General features: G+C 39.9%; 19 protein-coding genes and 1 pseudogene. 6 read left to right on the top strand and 14 right to left on the bottom strand.

Translation table 11 applies throughout. The annotated features are described in order from the left end of the window. Positions 1-17: 17 nt before the first annotated feature. The gene (locus tag F903_RS10250; protein ID WP_005196826.1) at positions 18-2,042 is read right to left on the bottom strand and encodes an NADPH-dependent 2,4-dienoyl-CoA reductase; all 2,025 of its coding nucleotides are present in this window, start codon (positions 2,040-2,042) and stop codon (positions 18-20) included. 125 nt (positions 2,043-2,167) lie between these two features. Between F903_RS10250 and F903_RS10245 the strand changes: the two genes are divergently transcribed. Next, on the top strand, positions 2,168-2,725 hold the full coding sequence (locus tag F903_RS10245; RefSeq protein ID WP_005196825.1) for a PadR family transcriptional regulator: 558 nt from the start codon (positions 2,168-2,170) through the stop codon (positions 2,723-2,725). Next, positions 2,725-3,636, top strand: coding sequence for an alpha/beta fold hydrolase (locus F903_RS10240; protein WP_005196824.1), 912 nt, complete (start codon positions 2,725-2,727; stop codon positions 3,634-3,636). Before F903_RS10245 ends, F903_RS10240 begins: the two co-directional genes overlap by 1 nt. A 114-nt stretch (positions 3,637-3,750) precedes the next feature. On the opposite strand, the gene F903_RS10235 is transcribed toward F903_RS10240, so the two are convergent. From F903_RS10235 to F903_RS10215, 5 genes are all read right to left on the bottom strand, one after another. Further along, on the bottom strand, positions 3,751-4,842 hold the full coding sequence (locus F903_RS10235) for a DUF6708 domain-containing protein (RefSeq protein ID WP_005196823.1): 1,092 nt from the start codon (positions 4,840-4,842) through the stop codon (positions 3,751-3,753). Positions 4,843-4,856: 14 nt separating this feature from the next. Next, positions 4,857-7,427 (bottom strand): T6SS effector BTH_I2691 family protein, encoded by a 2,571-nt coding sequence (locus tag F903_RS10230; protein ID WP_005196822.1) that lies wholly within the window; start codon positions 7,425-7,427, stop codon positions 4,857-4,859. Continuing rightward, positions 7,428-8,159, bottom strand: coding sequence for a hypothetical protein (locus tag F903_RS10225; protein WP_005196821.1), 732 nt, complete (start codon positions 8,157-8,159; stop codon positions 7,428-7,430). A 3-nt stretch (positions 8,160-8,162) separates the two neighbouring features. After that, positions 8,163-10,772, bottom strand: coding sequence for a type VI secretion system Vgr family protein (locus F903_RS10220; RefSeq protein WP_005196819.1), 2,610 nt, complete (start codon positions 10,770-10,772; stop codon positions 8,163-8,165). 171 nt (positions 10,773-10,943) lie between these two features. Then, entirely contained in the window at positions 10,944-11,987 is a 1,044-nt protein-coding gene (locus F903_RS10215) for a 3-deoxy-7-phosphoheptulonate synthase (RefSeq protein ID WP_005196818.1), read from the bottom strand. 608 nt (positions 11,988-12,595) lie between these two features. Here F903_RS10215 and F903_RS10210 point away from each other — a divergent pair. Continuing rightward, positions 12,596-14,173 (top strand): ATP-binding cassette domain-containing protein, encoded by a 1,578-nt coding sequence (locus F903_RS10210; RefSeq protein ID WP_005196816.1) that lies wholly within the window; start codon positions 12,596-12,598, stop codon positions 14,171-14,173. 57 nt (positions 14,174-14,230) lie between these two features. Here the strand turns inward: F903_RS10210 and F903_RS10205 are convergent, their stop codons facing one another. From F903_RS10205 to argC, 6 genes and pseudogenes are all read right to left on the bottom strand, one after another. Further along, a complete protein-coding gene (locus F903_RS10205; RefSeq protein WP_005196815.1) occupies positions 14,231-14,593 on the bottom strand; it encodes a YnfA family protein in 363 nt (120 codons plus the stop codon). Continuing rightward, a complete protein-coding gene (gene clpA / locus F903_RS10200; RefSeq protein WP_005196814.1) occupies positions 14,593-16,878 on the bottom strand; it encodes an ATP-dependent Clp protease ATP-binding subunit ClpA in 2,286 nt (761 codons plus the stop codon). Before clpA ends, F903_RS10205 begins: the two co-directional genes overlap by 1 nt. A gap of 104 nt (positions 16,879-16,982) precedes the next feature. Beyond that, positions 16,983-17,084 (bottom strand): annotated as a pseudogene (locus F903_RS16965) (ATP-dependent Clp protease adapter ClpS); the annotation flags it as partial. A 407-nt stretch (positions 17,085-17,491) separates the two neighbouring features. Further along, entirely contained in the window at positions 17,492-17,905 is a 414-nt protein-coding gene (gene clpS / locus F903_RS10195) for an ATP-dependent Clp protease adapter ClpS (protein WP_171065229.1), read from the bottom strand. A gap of 22 nt (positions 17,906-17,927) precedes the next feature. Next, positions 17,928-18,677, bottom strand: coding sequence for a DUF6776 family protein (locus F903_RS10190; protein WP_004671298.1), 750 nt, complete (start codon positions 18,675-18,677; stop codon positions 17,928-17,930). Positions 18,678-18,758: 81 nt separating this feature from the next. Continuing rightward, the gene (gene argC / locus F903_RS10185; RefSeq protein ID WP_005196812.1) at positions 18,759-19,802 is read right to left on the bottom strand and encodes an N-acetyl-gamma-glutamyl-phosphate reductase; all 1,044 of its coding nucleotides are present in this window, start codon (positions 19,800-19,802) and stop codon (positions 18,759-18,761) included. A 294-nt stretch (positions 19,803-20,096) separates the two neighbouring features. Between argC and F903_RS10180 the strand changes: the two genes are divergently transcribed. Beyond that, positions 20,097-21,629 carry a hypothetical protein gene (locus F903_RS10180; RefSeq protein ID WP_005196810.1) on the top strand — a complete coding sequence of 511 codons (1,533 nt, stop codon included), beginning with the start codon at positions 20,097-20,099 and terminating at the stop codon, positions 21,627-21,629. Positions 21,630-21,788: 159 nt separating this feature from the next. Here F903_RS10180 and F903_RS10175 read toward each other — a convergent pair whose 3' ends face one another. After that, positions 21,789-22,484 (bottom strand): M48 family metallopeptidase, encoded by a 696-nt coding sequence (locus F903_RS10175; RefSeq protein WP_005196808.1) that lies wholly within the window; start codon positions 22,482-22,484, stop codon positions 21,789-21,791. Further along, complete coding sequence (rpiA, locus tag F903_RS10170; protein ID WP_005196804.1) at positions 22,484-23,155, bottom strand: ribose-5-phosphate isomerase RpiA; 672 nt, start codon at positions 23,153-23,155, stop codon at positions 22,484-22,486. The genes F903_RS10175 and rpiA overlap by 1 nt, the downstream gene beginning before the upstream one ends. Before the next feature lie 98 nt (positions 23,156-23,253). Between rpiA and ilvA the strand changes: the two genes are divergently transcribed. Continuing rightward, positions 23,254-24,798, top strand: a complete 1,545-nt coding sequence (gene ilvA, locus F903_RS10165) for a threonine ammonia-lyase, biosynthetic (protein WP_171065228.1) — start codon at positions 23,254-23,256, stop codon at positions 24,796-24,798. 164 nt (positions 24,799-24,962) lie between these two features. Continuing rightward, positions 24,963-25,613, top strand: a complete 651-nt coding sequence (locus F903_RS10160) for a potassium channel family protein (RefSeq protein WP_005196790.1) — start codon at positions 24,963-24,965, stop codon at positions 25,611-25,613. The last annotated feature ends 1 nt before the right edge of the window (position 25,614 follow it).

Raw genomic sequence — 25,614 nt, 5'->3', positions numbered from 1 at the left:
ATGTCCATAAAATTTATTTATAGCACCGCAGCCAATTCAGCACCTTGACGAATCGCACGTTTCGCATCTAATTCACCTGCTTCTTTCGCTCCGCCAATCAGATGAACATTCTTACCATCTGCTTTAAGCTGATCAAACATTGCTGTATAAGACTCTTGACCTGCACAGATCACAACATTGTCGACCTCAAGAACTGTGCTGTGACCATTCAAAGTAATATGTAGACCCTGGTCATCAACTTTATCGTAGCTAGCACCCGCAATCATTTTGACATCACGATGTTTTAAGCCTGTACGGTGAATCCATCCCGTGGTTTTACCTAAACTAGAACCAACAGCAGCATTCTTACGTTGTAATAAGTAAATTTCGCGCTCAGACTTTTCGAGTTCAGGTTGTTTTAAACCGCCAACATGCTCATAAGTGGTATCAATGCCCCATTCTGCATAGAATTTTTCAGGATTTAAGCTACCACTTTCACCTTCATGGGTTAAATACTCTGCTGTATCAAAACCAATACCACCAGCACCAATGATCGCGACACGTTTACCCACAGGCATACGCTCTCTTAAAACTTGGAGATAACTTAATACTTTTGGATGGTCAATCCCTTCGATCTGTAGTTGACGTGGCGTAACACCTGTCGCTATCACGATATCATCGTAATCTGCTTGGCTTAGCTCTTCATAGGTCACGGTATGATTCAGGACCAATTCAATATTAGGTTGTAATTCAATTTGGCGCTTGAAATAACGTAAGGTTTCATAGAATTCTTCTTTACCCGGAATGGTTTTGGCAATATTGAACTGACCACCAATTTGATTACTTGAATCAAACACTTTTACCTTATGACCACGACTTGCAGCATATACCGCAAAACTTAAACCTGCTGGTCCTGCGCCAATGACTGCAATATTTTTGGTCGCATTAGTTTCTTTGAAAATTAACTCAGTTTCATAGCATGCACGTGGGTTAACTAAGCATGTTGCAATACTCATTGAGAAAATATGATCTAAACACGCTTGGTTACAACCAATACAGGTATTAATTTCATCACTACGACCTTCACTTGCTTTTAATACAAACTCAGCATCAGCAAGCATCGGACGCGCCATGGACACCATATCTGCATGACCAGAAGCTAACACGTACTCCGCCATTTCTGGTGTATTGATACGGTTAGAGGTAATCAATGGAATCGATACTGTACCTTTGAGCTTTTCAGTCACCCATGTAAACGCAGCACGAGGTACTTTGGTTGCAATCGTTGGAATACGTGCTTCATGCCAGCCAATACCCGTATTGATAATCGTTGCACCTGCTTTTTCGATTTCTTTGGCGAGTTGTACCACTTCTTCTAGCGTTGAACCACCTTCAACTAAATCAAGCATGGATAAACGATAGATAATAATGAAATTCTCACCAACAGAAGCTCGAGTGCGTTTTACGATTTCGATTGGAAAACGAATACGATTTTCATAACTTCCGCCCCACTCATCATCACGATGATTGGTACGAGCTGCAATAAACTCATTAATGAGGTAACCCTCAGATCCCATGATCTCAACACCATCATAACCCGCATATTGGGCTAACTTGGCGCAGTTGGCAAAGTCATCAATGGTTTGCTGCACTTCAGCAGAAGACAATGCTTTCGGTTTAATTGGATTGATTGGTGCTTGAATGGCAGATGGTGCAACATTATCAGCTTGATACGAATAACGCCCTGTATGCAAAATTTGCATCGCAATTTTACCACCAGCGTCATGTACAGCTTGGGTAATCACTTTATGCTTTTCAGCTTCTTCACGCGTATCTAATTTAGTGCCATGCGCAAATACCACACCATCATCGTTTGGAGAAACACCACCAGTAACAATTAATCCAACATCACCCTTCGCACGTTCAGCATAAAACGCTGCCATACGTTCATAACCTTGCGGTGCTTCTTCAAGACCAATATGCATAGAACCCATCAGTACACGGTTTTTCAATGTAGTGAAGCCTAAATCAAGTGGTGCTAATAAATGCGGATAAGCTGACATGTGTTCTCCTTTGGCTAGCAATCTGCTTGCTAATGCAACTTGTTGCACAAACTTATAAACAAGATTTGATTTTTATGCAACATTTTGCATAATCTAAAGAGTCACTTTTTATTTCTTGGATGGTTATGTCACTCGCCCATGTTTTATTGACCAGCTTATTAGAAAAACCAAGCACAGGTTTTGAATTAGCTCGTCGTTTTGATCGCTCCATGGGCTTTTTTTGGAATGCCACTCATCAGCAAATTTATCGTGAACTCAATGGTATGCTGAAAAAAGAATGGATCTCTACCATAGAAGAGCAAACAGCCAATAGTCGAAAAAAAACCTATCAAATCGAACAGCTCGGAAGAATACAACTCGCTGCATGGATTGAACAGCAAAGCGAACCAGCTCAACTACGTGATGACCTCATGGTTAGATTAAGAGCTGAAGCACAGCTTGGTGGCAACAAAATTTTGCCCGAATTAGAACGACATTTAATACTACATAAGGAAAAATTAAGTCTGTATCAAGCAATCCATGATAAAGATTTTAAAAATACTGAACCGACCAATCGCGTTTTGTTTATCCATAAAATGATTCTTGAACTTGGTATCATTAAAGAAAACGAATGGATAAAATGGTTAGAACAGATGATTCCTCAACTTAAGAAGTTTGATGAACTAGACAAAGGAGAAAAATAATGCCGTTTTATACCATGCCCGATCAACAAAAATTATTTGTACGACGTGTGGGTGAAGGTGAACCTGTACTTGTTTTATCTGGGCTGGGTATGCAAAGCTGGCAATGGCTTCCTTTTTTATTTGCAAATCGTAAGCAATATGAATTTATTATTCCGGATTGGCGTGGCTTTGGCGGTTCAAAACACTGTGCAATTCCTGAGACTGATGCAATTTCTAGTCATTGGAATGACATTGATCATCTGATTAAACAATTAAAATTAGATCAGTTTATCTTGATGAGCTACTCCATGGGCGCAACTACAGCGATGCACGGCATGAAACATGGTGGTTTGGCAGGAAAACTCAAAGCCTATCTTCATATTGACCAAACTCCTAAGATTTCAGTAGACGACTCTTGGCATTACGGCTTGTTTGGACAAAAGCATGCTCAATTCAAAAATCTACTTCTCGATATTCAAACACTTTTATTAAATTATAAGCATGCACAAAAGCTTGAAGACCTACCAAATGATATCCGTTATAAGCTAGTAAGTTTATGGGCCGCTTTTATTGAACTACAAAGTAGCAATACCTATAGCCCTAAAATCGTTAAACTCGCACTAAATCGCCCCTTCCTACAAAAATATTTACTGCCGATCCAACGTTTAGATTATTTGCTTTGGTATGTTGAAAATTATTTAAATCACAATGAAGACTATAGAGAAGCGATTCGCCAAGTGAACTGCCCAACCACGTTCTTTATCGGTCGTGAATCTAGCCTTTACCCAGAAACTGGTCAGACACTGATTGCAAAGAGTCTAACAAATGCTAAAACTGTTTATTTTGAACGCTCTGGACATACACCATTGATTACAGAACCCAGAAAGTTTAGCCAAGAGATTGGTCGTTTTCTTAGCGCACAGTCCATATAAGCGGTTTTACGGAATTGAATAAAAAAGCCAATCTGATCTAGATTGGCTTTTAGCAATTGGTAATAATTTACCCAATTCGCAACACTTATACTCTATTAAAGTTGGCCAACCTATTTACCACCAAAAGAATAAAGCTTTTAACAATCCTGAGTTTTCACCTTTTGCCAATGACAATAGATCAATAAAACCAAGGAAAATAACGATAGAAATAAGCAATAGAGCCGTATAGATCACATATTCAAATGGCTTGATCGGTTCACTTTGTAGCTTAGGTTTCGGATGTTGCTCAAAGTCATAAGGATCATTGGTTTCGATTTTGCATTCTTGTTCTACCCAATCTGGAAACTTTGGAATCTTGCTCGTTTTTATAGACAAAATACGACCAACGAATTCAATGAATCTAAATGGAAACGTTGCCCAAAATATTAATCGTTGGGTTCTGTTTATAGGTTGATCACCACCCGTTGTTGCAATCATCACACGCTCGAAGCTTTTTTTAAAGGTTTCCTTACGGTGATGGATCGGAAAAACTTCTGTAACCACATCATAGCTTGCTTTCGCCGTATCATCTTCCATATAGCGACGAACAAACTCCCAATGTTGTAATAACTCAGGACTATATTGACTAAAGCCCGTGTAAGGTAAAGCAAAAGTTTCTGTCACCTTTTCCTGATCATCTAATAAAGAGAAACGGACATCCCAACTACTACGACTGTACTGCTGCAAACCAATATGAAAATCTTCCCAATTGGCAACCAATAGTTTTTTATTCGGCTGAATCACATAAACTTTTTTTAGTTTTCTGTTAAAGCGGATGGGATAATGGGTATAGCTAAAACACTCTCTACGAAAAAAATGCCACCCAACCCAAAGTAGTCCTACGCCACATAGCATCAAAGAAATAAACATTACTAACTCACCACCTGTTAAATTAGGTGTTGGTTTATAAAAAACAAAATAAACTATCATAAAAACAAGACAAGACATAAACCCCATTATAAACAAGGCAAAAATTGAGGTGAATCCTCGAAAAAAGTTCCAGCGATCAATTAACTCTAAATAAGTACTATTAATTTGAATCACAGTACGATGCGGGGAGAGTATTTCACTTTCGGATTGTCTTCTATTTAAAGTCTCCGTTTTATGAGGCTTAAGCTGTTTCCCCACCGTTTCATAATTTATAAATAAACCTACCCAATCACTCATCTTATTTCCTAACTTTATGATGATGCCAACGCAGTGAATGCTTCTTCTTGCTTCTTAAGTTCAGTACTTAAAGTCCAGCCTGCTTTTCTCTTACCAAAGTAGCCTTGTCTAATCCATTCTTGTAATTCATTGCTACTGAAGTAATTAATCGCAAATGCAATCGCAATCATAGCGATCACCAAGACTATACCTACACCTGTTGCGATTAGACCACCTGACAGGAACAATACTGCTGAAGTTACTCCAAGAATGCCTGATGCTGCATACAACCCTGTTAATTGATAATTACCTTTCTGAAACTCTTTATATGCGTTAACACCATCCCAAGCGGCAAATACAACAGCAGCAGCTATCAAACCTCGCGTTTTAAGGAATCCGCAAACCTTCATTCTCCAGCCATTTTTTGCTTTTATCGCATCATCCAAAGCTGATTTCATCACGGCTTCAAATCGTCGCTCCATGACATCCAGCACACTCGCAACACCTGCTACGATACCCGCCACAAACTTAGTCGATGTTTCCAATAACTGTTTTGGCGTCGCTTTCATCATGTCCTGATACATACTGACAATTGCAATGCCCTGTAGGGTTGTTGCAAAAAGTGCTGCACCAAATGACATTTTCTTATTCGTGCTAACCGCCTTACTATAATCTTTAAACCGTAATTGGCTAACATCTTGCGCACTACGTATACTTGATGCCATTGCAGGGGCGCGTTGACTATTTGGAGTGTTATAATTGACGCTCTCCAGTTCACTGATATCCACAACCAATGCAAAGGCACTACGGTTACGACTTTTTAAATCTACAACACCAGCAGCCTCAAGCTGTAATAACTGCAATTTAACTGCACGTTTTACGTCATCTGAATTAATTTTCTTACCTGAAGCTTTTAATATTTCCTCGGTTATAAATTTGGCATATTCTAATTTTGTTCCATTCACTTCAACGCGAACAACGGGTTTTTGATAATGCGCCCCAAGTAACAAAGGCACTTTATAAGCAGTTTTCGCCCCATCTACTGCCTCCCTGATCATCTGTAAAACAGGTGCGTTAATTGCCTTTACAAAGCCCTCAAGTATCGTGGCTCTACCTACAATTGCCAAGTCAATCGACTGTGTTATACCATAGATGAGGCTTGACCATGCATGTTTGGTTGAACCTGACTTGAAATCAAAATCAGCAAGTTTGTTCTGAACCTGATTCAAAGCCGACTGTTGGTTAAAAAGAAGTCCCCGACACAGATAGTTGGTTGCATGTTTAATATCACCTTTTAACAATTGACAATAATAGGTGAAATTTTCAGGTAACATTTGCGTATTACCCACCAAAGCCATGACCGTCGTGGAGTATTCCATGCCCGACTGAATCAGCTTGCTATCAAAGTTTGCGCGCATATAGTAGAAAAGCATATTACTCTTAAACCATGCCAAATGCGCTTTCGCTAACGGTTCAATAAACTTTTTTTGATAATCAATCGCTTTCGTATCAAAGGTTTTTTTCCAGTTGTCGGGTGCTGTTGGACTACTGAACTCTCGCTGATATCTAGCCCATGCACTCTGCTGACTGCTATTTATCCTTGTGCGTAAACGCTGTAGCTGCTGTGGTGTCAGTGGAGGCAAATCTTCTTTATTATTGTAGTGACCTGTTACTGCGACAGTTGGCACATCGATATAACTTCCTAATGCAGGAACAAATATTTGCTCAGTTGTTTTCTCTGTAATCGCATAACGTCCTCGATCAAATTTTAAGGCTTCATCATTTCCAGCATCTAACTCAACTGCCATTTTTAACTGTTCAATTTCACTATAAATCCTTAGAGGATGTTGATTCGATTGTTGCCAAATTCGACCGAGCTCATCGATCAGCGCACTAATATCACTCATTAAAGCGACTGGATCATGGATCGCAACCACCAATCCTTTTCCTGGTGCTAAACGATTTGCTTCATTAATAACTTTTGGTGCATCGCCTTTTAATTCCAAAAAACCCCGAGTAGACCATGCAAAAGATTGCTTCCCCTGAGCATTGGTTAAACTATACTCATTTACACTGTTTTGCAGACGTTGTATCGGTAAACTACTGACGGTTTGTCCTCCAATTTTTACCTCAGTCATATGCTTACGCATTTCAACTGCAGCGGCAGATGTTCCCCGATGTGCATTAAGCACGGCCTGTGTCCACTTATATTCGGAATAACTAATAAATATTGATCGAGCGACTGTCGGTTTTGATATAGTAATTAGAGCAGCATTCGCGTACTTCTGTCCTTGTTGCATACACGCAACGTGTTGTTTTTTGAATGCTTCTGTTGCCGCTTGGGGTTCACTTGCATTAATTAACGTTGCTAAGCCACCAGCCGTCAAACTATAGGTTTTGATACTATTATCCAAACTATCGTAAATATATAAATAGCCTGAACGTAAATTTCTGAGTGTGTAGTAACTACTTGACGCAGGTAGTTCAGGATAACCTGCTGGTTTTGCGATCGGCGAACGAATTGCACTTCCTCTACCCACTGAAAAACGGCTGATAAATAAAGGTAACCCTTGTTTCTGACAGCGCTTACAATTAGATGTCGTCACTTATTTTTCTCCCAAAATACTTTTATATTCATGGTGCAATAGTTCTTCAAATGGCAAAGTTGAATTCAATTGCCCCTCTGCAACATCCATATCTGGTGTCATTAATATTCTTAAGTTTTCAGTAATTTGCATCATGTCATCAAAACTAAATTTCTTGGGATATAGCTGATCCGAAAAGTGATTTGGAAAGTTCAAAGTAAAGTATTGCCCAGCTATAGATATCGTCCATTCATCTACATGGTCTTGCCATAATTGAAATTCTTGAATTTGGCTTGTTGCTTCGTTATTGTAAAAATTAAATAATAAATGAAAGTGAATCATCGCTCGAGAATCAAACATACGGAACAAAAATTTCTTATTTTGAACTCTTACTTTCATCATTTTTGCTAGAAATTCTTTCATTTCATAAATATTTTTCTTAGAAACAATATAGTTCTGAAACATGCTCATTTGGTCAAATTGACTAAATGCATCAACATAAGAATACGAACCAATGTCTTCCCATAATTGTGTTTTAAGCTGATTATCCATCCGAGTTAGGTCGATCAAAGTAGGGGTCATACTTTCATCTTCGAATAGATTGAATCCGATCAGTTCATACTTCACACCAAGTTGCTTGAGCGTATAGTGTGCATCTGTCCACAGCAAAGGATCAAAGAAGATATAGTTTGCATTTAAAATAATATTTTCTGACGCAGATACTTTCTTTATCAAATAATCTTGAGTTGTCACAATTTAATCCATCGCCATTGCAGGTGAACCTTTAGCAGAAGCCTCTGCTGCCTTAACATCACAACTCAACTGTTTTAATTCGACTATCTGTGTGTTTACTTTCGCCCCACCCATAAACAAATGCTGTCCAGCTTTGCACTCAAATTTTCCACCTGTGGTCGGAAAAATTCCCGAACCATTGAGCTTGAGCTGAGAGCCGCCTGCGGTGATCACTATCTCTTTCGGACTAGTAATATAGATCGCATCTTCAGTCGAAATAATCTGAATATCTTTACGAGCAATTAAATCAGCGCCATCACCTTGTGCTTGTATCTCAAACTTACCTTTTGCTGCAACCTGTTTAATCCCGCCTTGTGCTGCAAATAGACTGATCTTTTGACTGGCTTGGGCAATCAAATTCTTTTGCGTGGTCAGATTAATACTATCCCCTGCAAATTGGTTCAGTTGTCCATCTGCTGAAAGGTGTATGTCTTCTGCGGTACTGAGTCCAATGCCATTGGGTGAACTCAGCAATAACATCGCTTGTTCGAAACGAGAGATTTTATCTTGAATCTGCTCTGCAAATGCCTGTAACTGCTCAACTGACTCTAGTTCATCGGTTTGTTGGTTCTTTGCCACTTCACTCAAGGCTTTGGCATTACTCTGATTGCCTTCCAGTTGTTGTTTAGCTGCTTGCGCTTCGAGATGATCGCCTTCAGCTTGTTCTTGTGCATGCGTGGTAATCAGTAAGCCTTCGCCTGCTCGGATCGCTCCCCATTGGTCAGTGCGTAGTTCAAAGCCTTCGCCGCGGTCTTCGCTTTCTGCTTGAGCTTTAGGGTGGCTGAGTTTTCCGAGATTGAGTTGACTTGCCGCATGGCTGCTTTGCAATTGGGCACTGATCTGCCCTGTGGTGTCGTCAAAGCGCAGTTGGTTGTAACCTGAGCCTTGGTATTCTTTGGATTTGATCCCTGCCAGTTTCTTGGTATCTGGCAGTTGTCCTTGGTCATCGAATTTGGTTGGGCTGCGTTGTGCTTCGTGCAGTCGTCCTGTGACATAGGGTCGATCGATGTTGCCATCAAAGAAGTTGATGATAACAATTTCACCAATGCGTGGGTGGAATCGTGCGCCGTAGCCTTCGCCTGCCCATGGGGTCAGTACATCCACCCATGCTGAGTCGGTATCGTTGTCGTTACTGCCTGCACCACCATCGTGTTGGTGATCCTCATTTCGGGTGAACAGGAATCGGACTTTTATGCGTCCCCATTCATCGACATGGATTTCTTCGCCTGAGGGTCCAACCACTTTGGCACGTTGCGGGTTGGCTGCTGGGCGGTGTTGCAGTGGATGGTATTCGGGTACAGTTTTGATGTTACGACGTTGTAGGGTCAGTTGGTTGGCTTGACGTTCTTCACTATTGTTTGAATACTGCCATTGGCTTTGTTCAACTAATTGGCTGATTTGTTGTTGTAAGTCTTTGGGTAGGTTGTTCTGATTAAACCAATCTTTTCTGATGATCAGAAACTCTTGGTCTTCCCCACTGTGTTGATCGATTTCTGGGTGTTCGTTCAGTTTAAACCAGTAGCCGACTTGGGTATCACGTACAGTTGTATTGGCGATAAACTGTTTGGCTTGAGCGTCATGGTAATGACCGAGGTTTTGATTGATCTTTTCAATTTGATTGTTGCCTGATGCCGTTGCGCCATCTTCACCGTTTAAGTCTTGCATCCATGCTGGAGAGAAACTCCACGCATCTTCCAAGCCAAGAGAGGCTGCATCATATTGCTCACTATGGCGGTGTTTTGTTTGTACACTGCCTGCCCCATCTTCTTGTTCGAGAGCATCAGCTTGCCAGCGTTGGATATGCACGGCCGTTGGTTGTAGAGAGCGTTCAGCAATCAGACTGGTCATACTGTCAAATTGTTCTGTGGCACTGCTGCGGTGGTAGCGGATATTTCTTCGATCAAGGGCTTGGTATTGGTTGTTATCATCGATCAAGCGCAGTTTTTGCGCTTGAATCGGGCTATTGCTGTTTGCAACGTTAAGTTGGGCTTCATCGATTAAAGTGCTAATTCCTTCAGAGGCTAGCAATCTTTGAATAAACGCTATATCAAGTTCATTGGACTGCATCACAAAGGGGCGGACATCGTAATCTTGAGTGAGTCCACTGAGGTCAAGTGTGAGACTAGATGCGAATAATGGACTTTTGGACTGCCATTCCTTGAACAGTATTTGTACGATGTCCACAACCGTTTTATTCATAAACACGCGGCTGTTGCGGCGTTTATGCCACAGTGCAGTTGCATCTTGTAGTTTGAGTTTATATAAAGTCAGTGAACCATCACTTTGCCCTTGGACGGCTTCAGTGATAATACCTGTGGTTCTAAATAAAGTACCTGTGTCCGTAACAGTATCAACAGCAACTTGGCAACCAATGAATTTTTTTAATGGAATAGTCGCGTTCGTTGAAAGGCAGATAAGCTGGGCATTTACACCTTCATTAATGGCATGTACACCTTCAATGCGCTGCAAAAACACCTGATTGGCTAAAGCAGGATTCGAAAATTGAATATGAATTGCACGTTTTTGTGCGGTTAAGCCAAGTTGTTCTAATGCAGCATAAATAGTTTTGAACATTGCTTCTTATGAGTTTTTTTAAACGTGAGCGCATTTTACAGGAAAATCGATGATATGTTCAGACGGTTTCGTCTATTTTTGGTCGTTTTCTTAGCGCACAGTCCATATAAGCGGTTTTACGGAATTGAATAAAGAAGCCAATCTGATCTAGATTGGCTTCTTTAAGGAAGATTATTTCTTATGTCTCATTTGTTCTGCAATATCTAACAAAACTTGTTCCGTTTTATCCCAGCCTAAACAACCATCTGTTACTGATTGACCATAAGTCATATCGCAAGAAATCTTCTGATTCCCATCAACTAAATGGCTTTCAAGCATAACACCACGTACGTTTGATTCAGCTCGCTCAACAATAATTTGCTGCAAAACCTGTGGTTGTAGCAAAGGATCTTTACCACTATTGCCATGACTGCAATCAATCACCAATGCTGGTAAATGCTTATGTTTAAAATGCATCGCCTGAATCGCTGCCAAATCATAGTTCGTACCCTGATTCGAACCACGTAAAATCAAATGTGGCAATGGATTACCTTCACTATGCAAAATTGCAGGCAAACCTTGTTGTGTCATCCCTAAAAATTGATGACCATGCAGCGCAGATTGGATTGCATCTAACGCAATTTGAATCGAACCATCGGTGCCATTTTTAAAACCAATACTGTAGGGCATATGGCTAGCAATCTCACGGTGAATTTGAGATTCGCTGGTACGCGCACCAATTGCCCCCCAAGCGAGTAAATCATCAAAATAACCTGTTGCCATTGGGCTTAGAATTTCACTTGCAATGGGCAAACCCTTTTCAACAAGTTGTAAGTAAAGCGCGCGCGATTTTTCTAAACCCAACTGTAAATCTGATGATCCATCTAAATTTGGATCATACAAAAAACCTTTCCACCCCACTGTTGTCCGTGGTTTTTCAATATATGCACGCATCACAAGGAATATCTGGTCGTCCACGTGTTGTTGTAGTTTTTGCAGACGGGCAGCGTATTCGAGAACTGCGATAGGATCATGAATCGAACAAGGTCCTGTAATCACCATTAAACGGTGATCTTGCCCTGATAAAATATTCTGAATCGTTTGACGATGTTTTGAGATTTGCTGCGCTAAAGTAGCAGACAAGGGATACTGCGCTTTAAGTTGCGAAGGTAAGCTGAGCATTGTTTCTTTTGTATGACTTTTTGATTGTGTTAAAGCAGTATTTAAAGCGTTCATTGGCAATTCCTTTGGACTGTCGCACAGTCCGAATATTTATTTGAGCAAGTGTGATCTAAGCGATGTTGATTTCTTTGCAAAGTAAAACCAAGAAGTCTTGCTAAAATATGAAACGTTAAATATGTACATGCTATTTCTCCTAAAGTGATGAATATTAAAGCATAAAAAAACCTGATCGGGGTTGCCGATCAGGTGTTAACTGGTTGGGCAACCTTTTGTTGCCCGAAACGCTTCAGGCAACTAAATATATTGCCAAAAATAAAAATAAGCGTTGGTGTTTACAGTATGCTTTAACATCATTATTTCAAATATCTAAAAAACTGTTCTTCCTTACTAAACTACGCACTATTGGAGCATTTGACAAGTTTTTTTTCTCCTTTTTTAAACAGAGCTTAAAAGAGTGAAATTTGACCTTTAACGCGTCCATCAATAGAATAGTGTAAAAATAAACCCATTTGAGATCACGCCGATGAAGTAAGTTCTATTTTTATCATCAAAGTTCATTTTCTTTTTTGATGTGCAAAATAGACTTATCTATCCTTTAGTGATTTTTATTTTAAAAATTCTCTATCTCATTCTATTTTGCATATCCTGTTTATGAGGTTCTTATGACTCAACAGGCATGTATCATTACCAATCTAACCCTAGAACTATCTCAGCTTAAGCTCTTTGAAAGCCTATCCTTTCAACTCCCCTTAAAACAATTTTCTGGAATGATTGGTCGTAATGGCCAAGGTAAATCGGTATTAATGTCTATTCTGCATAGACAAGCAGCCAGCAACCTATCCTATTCAGGTCAAATTTCGTGGAAATGCCCACATCAATATTTGGCGCAACTTCAGCGTGTACAAGCACAGACCATTGCACACGCCTTAGAGATTGAAAATTTATATTTACGTTTTCAGCATATTCAACAAGGTAACGCTTCATTTACAGACTATGAACAAGTTGAAAATCTGTGGCATTTGCCTATGCAATGGCAGCAGCTCTTAGAAAGCGCTGGCTTACCTACAGATCTCAGCACACCTATTCAACATTTAAGTGAAGGTCAAAAAACCAAACTTGCACTTTGTCGCTTATTTCTACTTAAAGATCATTATCTACTACTTGATGAACCCAGTAATCATTTAGATAGTCAAGGTCGTCAATGGCTAATCCACCAAATGGCTCAACATATTCCAGGTGGACTCATCATCAGCCATGATCGGCAACTATTGGCTCATGTACAAAGTATTTTCGCATTAAATCAATTTGGTTTAAATTATTATGGTGGGAATTATGCACTTTATCAGCAACAGCATAACCTCCAAGTCAAAGCCTTGTCACAAGCTGTTCAGCAAGAAAAAAGAGAATTGAAGCATCTTAAGGAACAGCAACACCTCAGCCAAATCAAAGCACAAAAACGCAAAAAAACTGGTGAAAAGTTAAGGTCGTCTGGTTCGCAAGCTCCAATCTTGTTGGACGCAAAAAAAGAGCAAGCCGAGCAATCACTCTCTCATCTACGTAAGCAACAGAGCAAACGATTAGCCGATGCAAAAGACGAGTTGCTGCATAAGCAAACTCAACTGGAACATTTCAAACCACAATCTTTTGAATTTACTCCAATCCCGGGAAAATCATCAGGGGAAATCTTACGCTGTCATCAGCTTAAGTTGGCTTTTGCGAATACCACTCCCCTTAATCTTGCAATCTCTGCTAGAGAGAAATTGCATTTAAAAGGTATAAATGGCATTGGTAAATCAACTTTACTAAAGACCATCCACGGTCTAATTCCTCCAGCGTCAGGAGAAATTTATTGCAAAGTAAGTTCTATTTATCTGGATCAGAATCTTTCATTGCTTGACGAAAGTATATCGGGCGTTGGTTATTTATGTAGTTTTGATTCAAATTTAACCGAGCAACAAGCGCGAACCTGGCTGGGAAATTTACAAATCCGTAGAGATAAAGCACTTGCTCCTTTAGCAACTTTAAGTGGTGGCGAACGCTTAAAAGTAGCGTTGCTTGCGTTGAAACAACAAACTGTAGAACTATTACTTTTGGATGAACCAGAAAATCATCTCGACATCGAATCACGCGAATTACTTGCTCTGACAATTCGCTCTTTTAATGGTGCTGTGATACTGGTATCCCATGATGAATCTTTCATAGAAGAATGCAGAATTTCAGAAGATTACTTATTGCGATAGTATTCTTTCTTATATTTAGAAAAAGCATGAAACACTATTGTTGTTATGCTTAAGCACTTAACGTACCAATCCTTGCGGTTGTAAGATAATCAAACTTGCACCGCAGAGCACAATGATCCCACCCAAAACATCCCAACGCGTTAACATCACTTGATCAACGTAACGTAGCCACATCAACGCAATGAAAATATAAACACCACCATAAGCTGCATAAATACGACCTGATGCAGCTGGATGCAATGTGAGTAGCCACACAAACACAGCTAAACTCAATGCTGTGGGTATCCATAACCAATGCGATTTTCCTTGATTCAAAATCAAATAAGGAAAATAACAACCGAGTATTTCAGCAATAGCAGTTAATAAAAATAACCCGAATACACTTAGTATCCGGGTTATAGAAAAAGAGAATTCAAACATTAAGCGGGTTCAGCACTCGGATTGATATGGTCTTCAAATACTTCCAATTTCAAACCAACGTCTTTGCCATCTTCATGTTTGACAGAAACAGCGACATTACCACCATGTTCAGCTAACTCACCAAATAAAATCATCTCAGCAAGTGGTTTTTTCAAATGCTCTTGAATCAAACGTTGCATTGGACGAGCACCCATGAGGCGATCATAGCCATTGGTCGATAACCAGTCACGTGCACTTTGATCAACTTCAAGCACCACTTGTTTTTCATCTAGCTGCGCTTGGAGTTCTGTTAAGAACTTATCAACCACAGATTCAATGACTGTTGTTGGTAATGATTTAAATTGAATCACACCATCCAAACGGTTACGGAATTCAGGTGAGAATGCACGTTTCATCGCATCTTGGTTATCAGCACTGTGATCTTGTTCTGTAAAACCAATACTTGCACGAGAAATACTTTCCGCACCCACGTTGGTTGTTAATACGATAATCACATTTCTGAAATCAGATTTTCGACCATTATTATCGGTTAGAGCCCCATGGTCCATGACTTGTAATAATAAATTGAATACATCTGGATGTGCTTTTTCAATTTCATCAAGTAACAAGACACAATGTGGATTTTTATGAATCGCATCGGTCAACAAACCGCCTTGATCATAACCAACATAACCTGGAGGTGCACCAATCAAGCGTGAAACTGCATGACGCTCCATATATTCAGACATATCGAAACGGACAAACTCCACACCTAACAGTTTTGCCAATTGTTTAGTAACTTCTGTTTTACCGACGCCAGTAGGCCCAGCAAATACAAAGCTACCAACAGGCTTGTCTGGTGCTTTTAAACCTGCACGAGAAAGCTTGATTGCTGACGATAATGCCGTAATTGCTTCATCTTGACCAAAGACCACACGTTTTAAATCGCGCTCAAGGTTTTCCAACACAGTTTTGTCATCTTTAGAGACTGTTTTAGGTGGAATACGCGCAATCTTAGACACGATATCCTCAATGTTTTCGACAGAAATCAGTGAGCCATCTACTTCCGCTTTTAGGCGACGCCCCGCACCTGCTTCATCGATAACATCAATGGCCTTATCGGGTAAAAAACGGTCATTGATGAATTTTGCAGAAAGCTCTACAGCAGCTACAAGCGCTTTGTCCTCGTATTCAACGTGATGAAAATCTTCAAATTTGCTTTTTAAACCGCGTAATATCTCGATCGTTTCACCAATGCTAGGCTCACTTACGTCAACCTTTTGGAAACGGCGTGATAATGCATGGTCCTTTTCAAATACTTGACGATATTCTTGGAAAGTTGTCGAACCAATACAACGTAAACTTCCATTTGCCAAAGCAGGTTTAATTAGATTCGATGCATCCATTGTGCTGCCCATACTTGAACCAGCACCAATAATCATATGGATTTCATCAATAAATAGGATCGCATTTGGATTCTTTTTTAACGCGTTTAACAATTGTTTTAAACGCTTCTCAAAATCACCGCGATATTTTGTTCCCGCAACCAATGCGCCAATATCAAGGCTATACACCTCAGCATTCGCTAATGGTTTAGGTGCTTTTCCATTTACAATCAACCACGCCAAACCTTCGGCAATCGAAGTTTTCCCGACACCAGGATCTCCCACTAACAGTGGGTTATTTTTACGACGACGGCATAAGATTTGTGCCGCACGTTCAATTTCTTTCTCACGACCAATTAAAGGATCAGTTTTACCCTTTTGCGCTTCAGCATTGAGATTTAGCGTATATTGCTCTAAAGGTCCTGCATTTGCAGAAGCTGCACTTTCTCCATCAATATCTTCAACTTCCTCTTCAACTTGAATCTCTTCTTTACGTGTTCCATGAGATAAGTATTGAGTCAAAGTTAAACGATTAATTTGATGGCGTTTCAATAAATAAACAGCGAAAGAATCTCTTTCAGAATACATAGCAACTAATACGTCTGCCCCTTCAACGGTACGATCTCCACCGCTTGATTGAACATGAAAAATTGCTCGTTGCAAAATTCGGTCAAAACTTTCCGTTGGGTGTGGTGCTTGTTCGCTATTATCACCAAGCTTTGGGGTGTGTTGCTCTACATATTCCTCTAATTCCTTACGTAAAGTAACGATATCAGCACCACATGCTTTTAGTGCATTTACAGCTGAATCATTATCAAGCAAAGCGAGCAATAGATGTTCAACTGTCAGAAACTCATGCCTCTTTTGACGAGCCATGCTTACAGCCAAACGTAACGATACTTCTAATTGACGACTGAGCATGTAACCCCCTTATATTTTGGGCCTCATCAAGAAAAGACGTATCTTTAACTGAAAAAGCCAATTATGGACTAATCCGCTTGAGTATCTGCAATCGTTATCTAACGTACGTTTACAAGCCTCTTTGCTTCATAGTCTACTGTTAGCATTAGTTGAGTGTATTGGTCAAGATTCAAAACAAAGTATTGTTGTAAAAATTTAATTACAAAGAGAATATGAACTATTCAATTGTTTAAAAAACAGACATACTTGTTGTTTAACCGTTACTTTCCTTCATCATCCATTCAAATTATACTTGAACGTTTGATTATATTTTTTACTCGAGGTTAAATTTGCTACGTTCGCAACTTGAGCATACATGGCGCAAGGTCTTCTTACGAAGCTTTAAACGCTTCTTAGGACAAAGCCTTAAAGCAATGCTTTAAGTTTGTTTTATCCGCCACTCGGGCATAGCCCTCGTATTGCGCATGAGGAATATATTTCGCAAGGGCGTTGCTTCCTTTAACCCGCCACTCGAGCTTAGCTCTCGTCTTGCGCACCTAAAAAGCGTTGCTTTTCTTTACTCGCCACTCGGGCATAGCTCTCGTCTTGCGCTCGGACAAAGCGTTGCTTTGTTTTATCCTCGCTCAGGTTCGATCTGACAGAGCAATGGATGCCCTTGTGCACGCGCATAATTGTTAACTTGATTTGCTTTAGTTTCAGCAATATCTCGAGGATAAATACCTGCAGTGCCTTTGCCTTCATAATGGACTGTTAGCATTACTTGACTCGCTTGATCCAAGTCCATAGAGAAATAACTTTGTAGTACATCAATCACAAAATCCATTGGCGTGTAATCATCGTTTAATAAAACAACTGCATACAATGGTGGTCGCTGCACTGCTGGTGGAGCTGTTTGCACAACCAGCTCGCCATCATGATCCTCTTGCGAATCACTTAAACGAGGATTTAAGTGCCAGTCAACATAACCCGATTGATGAAAAGAGTTTTTCACTTCACTTAAATTCATTTGACGTCGATATCTTCGCATATTCGGTTCTTAATCTATAAATTTACTGAGCATTTGCTTCAGCTTGAGGAATTTCTGATACAAAAGCAGAATTTAAATCAACAGGTTGACCACGTTGCCAGCTAAAGCGCTTAATCACAGGTGTACCTGCGCCAGATAAACGCACTTCGATAAATTGTGGCGTAAATCCTTTTGGCATAGTCCAACGTCCAGTTAAACGCTCAAAATCATCAAAATTAAAGCTTTTATCTTCTAGTGGTACATCCAAAATTTCAGTATTTCGAATCAAACGCAACTCAACAGACCCTGCTGCACGGCGTTTATTCGGGCTCACTTGAACAAGATCAATTTGATACTCAAACGCATTTTCAGGTAAAGACTTGATCGCCAAATTCTGAATCGTCAAACTCACGCCACCGCGCTGTCTCAAAATATCTCGATAAATGGCATTCATGCCCTCAAACTGAATCTTATCAGCATTGGCTTGATTGACCGCTTTGAATAGATCATCAGCATTACCCACAGCCATATCCCGCTCTTGAACAGCAGCATTCAAACTTTTGTTAATAGAGTCTAATGCTGTCTTCTGTTTTTGAACAACATCTACTAGCTGCTCAGCATCGGCATCATAACCAACAACCGTTAATCCTTGACGGTGCCCAACTGTATAACCAATCATAAAACTACTACCAATAAGAATGGTTGCAGCAATAAGTAAAGGTAAATTCGTTTTTAAGAATTTGTTTTTCTCAACCGAACTTTCTGGTGAAGTCGTTGGTTCAACGTTATCCATCATTATCTCTATCGTTACGATCTACATCAAAGCACACATTTAAATCCAATTTTAAATGTGTGTGAAGTAAAAAAGCGTTTTTTATGGTAATAAACCAATACCTTCCAAACCTGCAGCCTCATCAAAATCGAACATTAAGTTCATATTTTGAACTGCTTGACCCGCCGCGCCTTTCACCAAGTTATCCTGTGCAACAAGCACAATTAATTTATTCGGTTGAGGCTGATGTATCGCGATACGTAATTCATTTGTACCACGAACACTACGTGTTTCAGGTGAACTGTTGGCAGGCATCACATCTACAAAACGTTCATTTTGATAGAAGCTTTCATACAATGCTTGTATATTTGTTTGTTGACCCTGTTCAGTTAAATCAACATAAATCGTGCTTAACATACCACGAATCATTGGAACCAAATGCGGTACAAAAATCAGTTGATCAAACTGACCTTTTTGTCCTGAAATATTCTCGAGGGCTTCAACAATCTCTGGATGATGACGATGTCCTGCCACGCCATAAGCTTTGAAGTTATCCGCATTTTCACTGTAAATCATACCAAGACTGGCTTTACGTCCTGCACCCGACACACCTGATTTTGCATCAACAATGATACTCTGAGTATTGATCAAACGATTCTTTAATAATGGGGCTAAACCAAGCTGAACCGTGGTCGGATAGCAGCCTGGGTTACCAATTACATTCGCTTGTTTGATTTTTTCACGATTCAATTCAGTTAAACCGTAAACTGAATCTTTGAGTACAGTTGGGCAATGGTGTTGCATGCCATACCATTTCTCAAATTGGGCTAAATTCTGTAGACGAAAATCTGCCGCCAGATCAATTACTTTCGTACCAGCAGCAACCAATGCCTCAGCATGTTGCATCGCAACACCATGCGGCGTTGCAAAAAAAACAACATCACACTGTTTAAGCTGATCCAAATCGAGATCAGAAAACTTAAGATCAGTATGTCCTCGTAGACTTGGGAACATATCTGCAACACGCTTTCCAGCTTCAGTACGCGAAGTGAGAATACTGACCTGAACTTGTGAATGTCTTAACAATAGACGTAGTAGTTCAACCCCTGTGTATCCAGTTCCACCAACAATACCAACAGAAATCACGTGTCACACCTCTAGAGTTCATTTAGACAAATAGTATGGCAGTTTGGCTTGTTTTACACAATCTTCAAGTCTCTAACTTATAAGAAAATAAAACGGGTGGTCATCATCAAATTAACATGAATAAATTGGCTTATATTGCAAAAATCAGATATATAGAAAGGGAAAAGGTATTCTTTTATTTGAGCTAATTTTACCATTGGTCAAGAAAGACTATTGAATCAGTATAAGATTCGCATAGAATAAAACGATGCGGTAATAAAAATTTCATGGATGCAAAATTTTTGGAGAGCTGGAATGCCTTCTTTGATGTCAGAACAAAGATTACATCATCATATTTGCTTAGGGTTGAGTACACTTTTACTTAGTTCAGCTTTGATTGGTTGTGGTAGTGGTGAGAGTGAAGCACGTAAGAGTACTCCACCAGAAGAAGTCGTAGCCCAAAAACCGAAAAACTTTAATATTAAAGTGCCTATCGAAATACGTAATGTTGTGGTTAAAGTCTTTGATAATACTGACAATAGATTAGTCTTAGAACAAAATTTTAGCACAACAACCGATTTATCGATTACCCTGCCTGAAATCCTGAATAAAAACCGTTTATATCGAGTTGAATTAACGACTACGCCTAATTCTTTGATATACGATTTTCTGAGTGGTCAATATAAAAGAATTGATCTGACATTGCGAAGCTTAGTCAAAGTTGATGTGAGTGATTTAACTCAAACGATATTGATCAATCCCAGCACTGAAGCGATTTATCAACGTGCCTTGGTTCGATCAGGTCAGTTGCCAAGTGATGAAAGCAACTATGCAATGACCGTCACAGCAGAACAGCTTAAACTTGCTACATCGGATGTTGAAACAGCGTTATTGAGTGCCTTTAAATACCTCAACATCATCAACGTGCATCCTCTCCATATACAGCAAGTATTCTCACCACAAAGTGCAAATATAAACTCTTTATTATATTTAAATACTTACTTGAGTTTTGGTTATATACAGCAATGGGCAACTATATATCCCGACACTTCCTTCGCTGATTTCTCTAAAAATTTAGCCATTGATTTAAGAGATGGCTATTTGGATGCAAAAAAAATCCGTGGTGATAAAGAAGCCCTGACATCTTTGGTTCTCGCGGCACCAGATAATATTGACCCTGCTAAAAACACCATCATCGATATAACGAATAACCAAAAAAACACAAGAGAACAATATGCCGCATCATTAAAACAAGCGGTGTTGCAACTCGCAAATGCCTATGACCAAAAGATCTCTAATCCAACTCATTATAGCCAATTGCAACAGCGTAACTATTCTGGTGTTGTGCCAACAGCCAACTCACCTATACCACACAATGTTCGTATCACGGGGGCGGGTGATTACCGTCGTGCGGTTGGTTTTTCAGATACAATCGCACCATGCAATGATTCAATTTACCCTTGTAAACAAGGGATTAAAGGCATTAATAACAACGACTATAGTTTACCTTCTATTGAATATTTGATCGGCCACTATCAAGATAACAGTCAAGGCTGCCAACTTGATATTCGTGCTGATGGATGGATGGAACTAACCAAGAACAATCAGACATTTCGATCAAAATTGGATGGTAAAAGTACAGATAATCTATTACAAGTTGATAAAGAAAATCATGGATATCTATTAAATAGTAGCTCACTAGAACCAAGTAATAGCAATTCACAATATCAATTTGTGCAAGTTAATATCAAAGCCAATCAAGTACTGAGCGCCAGCGCTGGTTTTGATACCCGTAAAGCACCTGATCAATTGCAAAGCACACAGTTGCAATGTAGTTTTAGTTCGTAGATCACCTCTGCACACAAGCAACTGAATATATTTCCAATTGCATATGTGAGTGTTTTGATCAAAAACAATATGCCAAGCTTGTTTCAAGCTTGGCATATTTGCAATGTGTTAGCTGTTCAATGCAGCCGTTTCTTTAATGATTAATCTTCAATCAGTAACTTAAATCTTTTTATAATACCAATGCGGTAGCTGTATCTGCTTTAACTGCCTGCGATGCTCTAGATAGTTGTGATCATGTTTAGCCACCTCATTCCAAAATGCGGCACTATGATCGAAATGTTTGGTATGCGCTAATTCGTGTACACATACTGCTCGCACATTAGATTTAGGCATCAATACCAACGCTGCATTTAACATGATGTCATGTTTTGAACTGCAACTTCCCCAGCGGGTTTTTGGCCTTCGCACTGCACATGCTTGGTAAGACAAGCCAATTTCTCGGCTGACTTGATTTAAATATTCAGGTAAAAATTGTTTTGCGTAAGCCAATACAGCAGCTTGTAAAGCAGCTTCAGGTTGTTGGTTTCGTATAAATAATTGGTGTTGCTCCCAATCGAACTTAAAAATATAGCGCTGCTGTTGCTGAATAATATGAAAGGGTTGTGAATGGAAAAACAAACATAACACTTCGGGAAAATCACGCGCTTGATTTAATTGTTGCTGCTGTTTTGACCAAGTGTCGATTAGCCATTGTTCTGACTGTTTCAAAAATTGTTGAATTTGAATTTTAGTACAAAACGGAGGAACAGTGAGACGTATACCCGTTGGCTCAACACGCAAGCGCAAATTTCTCGCCCTTGCATGTCTAACAACTTTAACTTCAGGTAATAACGCTTCCAATGAAACTGATGGCATTATTGTGCGGTACGTTCTTCGATACCATTGTCTGTTGCAACGATTGCGATACTTGCTGCATTTAAAGCAAAAATACCATTTGTTACGACACCTGGAATGTTATTAATGGTTTTTTCTAAATCAATGGCATTTAAGATATTGAGATTAAATACATCCAAAATCACGTTTCCATTGTCCGTCACTACACCTTCACGATAAACAGGATCACCGCCTAAAGCGACGATTTTACGAGCGACCGCCGAACGTGCCATTGGAATAACTTCGATCGGCAATGGGAAATCACGTCCCAATTGATCCACCCATTTAGAGTCATCGACAATACACACAAATTTCTTTGCAATTGAGGCAACAATCTTTTCACGCGTCAATGCAGCACCACCACCTTTGATCATATGCATGTGACGGTCGATTTCATCTGCACCATCAACATAAGCATCTAAGCCACCAACAGAGTTCATATCAACCACTTCGATACCGAGTTTTTTTAATCGCTCCGCTGTTGCATTCGAACTTGCAACCGCCGCTTCAAGTTGCAGCTCAGGCAGCAAATCGATAAGGAAATTAACCGTACTTCCTGTTCCTACGCCTAAAATGCCGCCTTTAGGTAAATGTTTTAAAGCGGCTTTTGCTGCTGCTTGTTTTTTTTCATCTTGGGTTGCATATAGACTCATGACTTCACTCAACTATTTTGACATTTGCTTTAAGAAAACAGCGCAAATGTACAGGGGTTTGCTACAATGACTCCCTATTTTAAACTGTTATAGGGAAGATGAACATGCTGTCTCGTGTGGTACGACAAATTTTACAAGCAACGGTTTATGATGTTGCGATTGAAACACCGCTTGAAGCAGCTCCCCGAATTAGTCAAAAAATCAATAATAACATTCGCTTTAAACGCGAAGACTTACAACCTGTTTTCTCGTTTAAACTCCGCGGTGCGTATAACCGCATTAGCCAACTCCCAAAAGATCAATTAGATCGAGGCGTAATCTGCGCTTCTGCTGGTAACCACGCCCAAGGCGTTGCTTTGTCGGGTAAAAAACTCGGCATTCCAGCTATTATTGTGATGCCAATTACCACACCAGATATTAAAGTCCAAGCCGTTAGAAACTTAGGTGGTCAAGTTGTTCTACATGGTGATAGCTTTGATATTGCCAATAAATACGCAAAACAACGTGCTGAAACTGAAGGTCTAGTTTTTATTCCACCCTATGATGATGAACTCGTCATTGCAGGACAAGGCACCATTGCAAATGAATTACTTCGTCAATGGCGTGATGTTGAATATGTGTTTGTTGCTGTTGGTGGTGGTGGTTTAATTGCGGGCGTTGCTGCTTACCTCGGTGAAGTCGCACCACACGTCAAAGTGATTGGAGTCGAATACGAAGAATCGGCTTGTTTAAAAGCTGCACTGGAATCAAATGAACGTGTGATTTTACCGCATGTCGGTTTATTTGCAGATGGCACGGCGGTTGCACAGATTGGTGAGTTACCATTTGAAATGGTCAAACTACGTAAATCTGACAATTCTGGTCCAATTGTTGAACCCGATGTAGTGACTGTCGATACAGATGAAATCTGTGCAGCGATCAAAGATACCTATGATGAAAACCGTAGTATTGTTGAACCTTCTGGTGCTATGGCGTTGGCAGGCATTAAGAAATACGTGGCTCAACATCAATTGACCGATAAAAATATGGTATCGATTGTATGCGGTGCCAACATGAATTTTGACCGTCTACGTTATATTGCTGAGCGCACCGAATTAGGTGAGCGTAAAGAAGCTATTTATGCAGTGACGATTCCTGAACAAAAAGGCGCATTTTTACAATTCTGCCGCGCCTTACAAGGCCGCAATATTACTGAATTTAACTATCGTGCCAGCAATAGCGGTCTAGCTCAGGTATTTGTTGGGATTAGCTTAAAAGGCGGTGAAATCGAACGCCATGAGATTCATGAATTGCTCAAACAGCAATATGAAGTCGATGATTTGTCTGATGATGAAGTCGCGAAACTACATATTCGTTATCTGATCGGTGGACATGCAAATCTCGAAAATGAACGTTTATTCCGTGTCGAATTCCCCGAACGTCCGGGTGCTCTACTCACCTTCTTAGAACGTTTAGGTCCAACACACAATATTACCCTGTTCCACTATCGTAATCACGGCGCTGCGGAAGGTCGCGTTCTTGTGGGATTACAGGCAACAGATGCGAAGCAAAATCCAGATGGTTTGATTGAAACATTGGAGCAGATCACCTATCCATATGCAGAGATTAGCGACAACATTGGATATAAACGTTTCTTAAAATAAAGTGAACATAACGAGGAGGATTGAGTTCTAATGACAGAACTCAATCCTTTTTATCGTTTTCTGCATCTCGAAGACTGTTTTTCCTAAAAAAAGTTACACACGATCCCGTCAATTCTCAATAAAATGAATAAAAATATTTTTTGATCTTTGGTTCAGGGGTACACATGGCACAGTTTGCAATCATTGGCTTAGGTAGTTTTGGTGCAACAGTTGCGCTAGAGCTTACAAAACTAAATCATGATGTTATTGGTATCGATACCCAAAAGCGTAATGTCGAGAATCTAGCCAACCAAATTACGCATGCCGTTATCGCAGATGCAACTGACGAGCACGTCCTTGATGAACTAAACGTACAAAATTGTGATGCTGTCGTGGTGGCAATCGGTGAAGATATTGAAGCCAGTATACTTTGTGTGTTGAGTCTAAAAAATTTAGGTATTGATAAAATTTGGGTAAAAGCAAAAACGAAAGCGCATCATACAATTCTATCCCATCTCAACATCAACAAAATCATCCACCCTGAAGAAGATATGGGGGTACGTGTCGCACAAGCACTTAACTACCCAATGGTGAGCCGCTATATGGCATTGGATGATGATCACTTTATTATTAAAGTTCCAATAATAGATAAATTGCATGGCATTAACTTATCAGGACTGATGCAGCTCGCGCCCCATGTCAAACTCTTATTGGTCAAACGTGATCAGCAAATTTTTTACGAGACAGATTGTAATTTTACCTTACATAGAGGCGATGTACTTATCCTTGAAGGATTATTGCCAAACCTGAAAAAACTGTCTGAGTGCTTCCAATAAT

It is taken from the genome of Acinetobacter sp. NIPH 298 (genome assembly GCF_000369505.1).
Lineage (GTDB): Bacteria > Pseudomonadota > Gammaproteobacteria > Pseudomonadales > Moraxellaceae > Acinetobacter.
The sequence above is the reverse complement of the archived record's forward strand: the minus strand, read 5'-3'. Positions and strand labels throughout refer to the sequence as shown.

Bases quoted from the DNA above. Each gene is read 5' to 3' on its own strand.
- F903_RS10250 (WP_005196826.1), bottom strand. From the start codon at position 2,042: ATGTCAGCTTATCCGCATTTATTAGCACCACTTGATTTAGGCTTCACT.
- F903_RS10245 (WP_005196825.1), top strand. From the start codon at position 2,168: ATGTCACTCGCCCATGTTTTATTGACCAGCTTATTAGAAAAACCAAGC.
- F903_RS10240 (WP_005196824.1), top strand. From the start codon at position 2,725: ATGCCGTTTTATACCATGCCCGATCAACAAAAATTATTTGTACGACGT.
- F903_RS10235 (WP_005196823.1), bottom strand. From the start codon at position 4,842: ATGAGTGATTGGGTAGGTTTATTTATAAATTATGAAACGGTGGGGAAA.
- F903_RS10220 (WP_005196819.1), bottom strand. From the start codon at position 10,772: ATGTTCAAAACTATTTATGCTGCATTAGAACAACTTGGCTTAACCGCA.
- F903_RS10215 (WP_005196818.1), bottom strand. From the start codon at position 11,987: ATGAACGCTTTAAATACTGCTTTAACACAATCAAAAAGTCATACAAAA.
- F903_RS10210 (WP_005196816.1), top strand. From the start codon at position 12,596: ATGACTCAACAGGCATGTATCATTACCAATCTAACCCTAGAACTATCT.
- F903_RS10205 (WP_005196815.1), bottom strand. From the start codon at position 14,593: ATGTTTGAATTCTCTTTTTCTATAACCCGGATACTAAGTGTATTCGGG.
- clpA (WP_005196814.1), bottom strand. From the start codon at position 16,878: ATGCTCAGTCGTCAATTAGAAGTATCGTTACGTTTGGCTGTAAGCATG.
- clpS (WP_171065229.1), bottom strand. From the start codon at position 17,905: ATGCGAAGATATCGACGTCAAATGAATTTAAGTGAAGTGAAAAACTCT.
- F903_RS10190 (WP_004671298.1), bottom strand. From the start codon at position 18,677: ATGGATAACGTTGAACCAACGACTTCACCAGAAAGTTCGGTTGAGAAA.
- F903_RS10180 (WP_005196810.1), top strand. From the start codon at position 20,097: ATGCCTTCTTTGATGTCAGAACAAAGATTACATCATCATATTTGCTTA.
- F903_RS10175 (WP_005196808.1), bottom strand. From the start codon at position 22,484: ATGCCATCAGTTTCATTGGAAGCGTTATTACCTGAAGTTAAAGTTGTT.
- rpiA (WP_005196804.1), bottom strand. From the start codon at position 23,155: ATGAGTCTATATGCAACCCAAGATGAAAAAAAACAAGCAGCAGCAAAA.
- ilvA (WP_171065228.1), top strand. From the start codon at position 23,254: ATGAACATGCTGTCTCGTGTGGTACGACAAATTTTACAAGCAACGGTT.
- F903_RS10160 (WP_005196790.1), top strand. From the start codon at position 24,963: ATGGCACAGTTTGCAATCATTGGCTTAGGTAGTTTTGGTGCAACAGTT.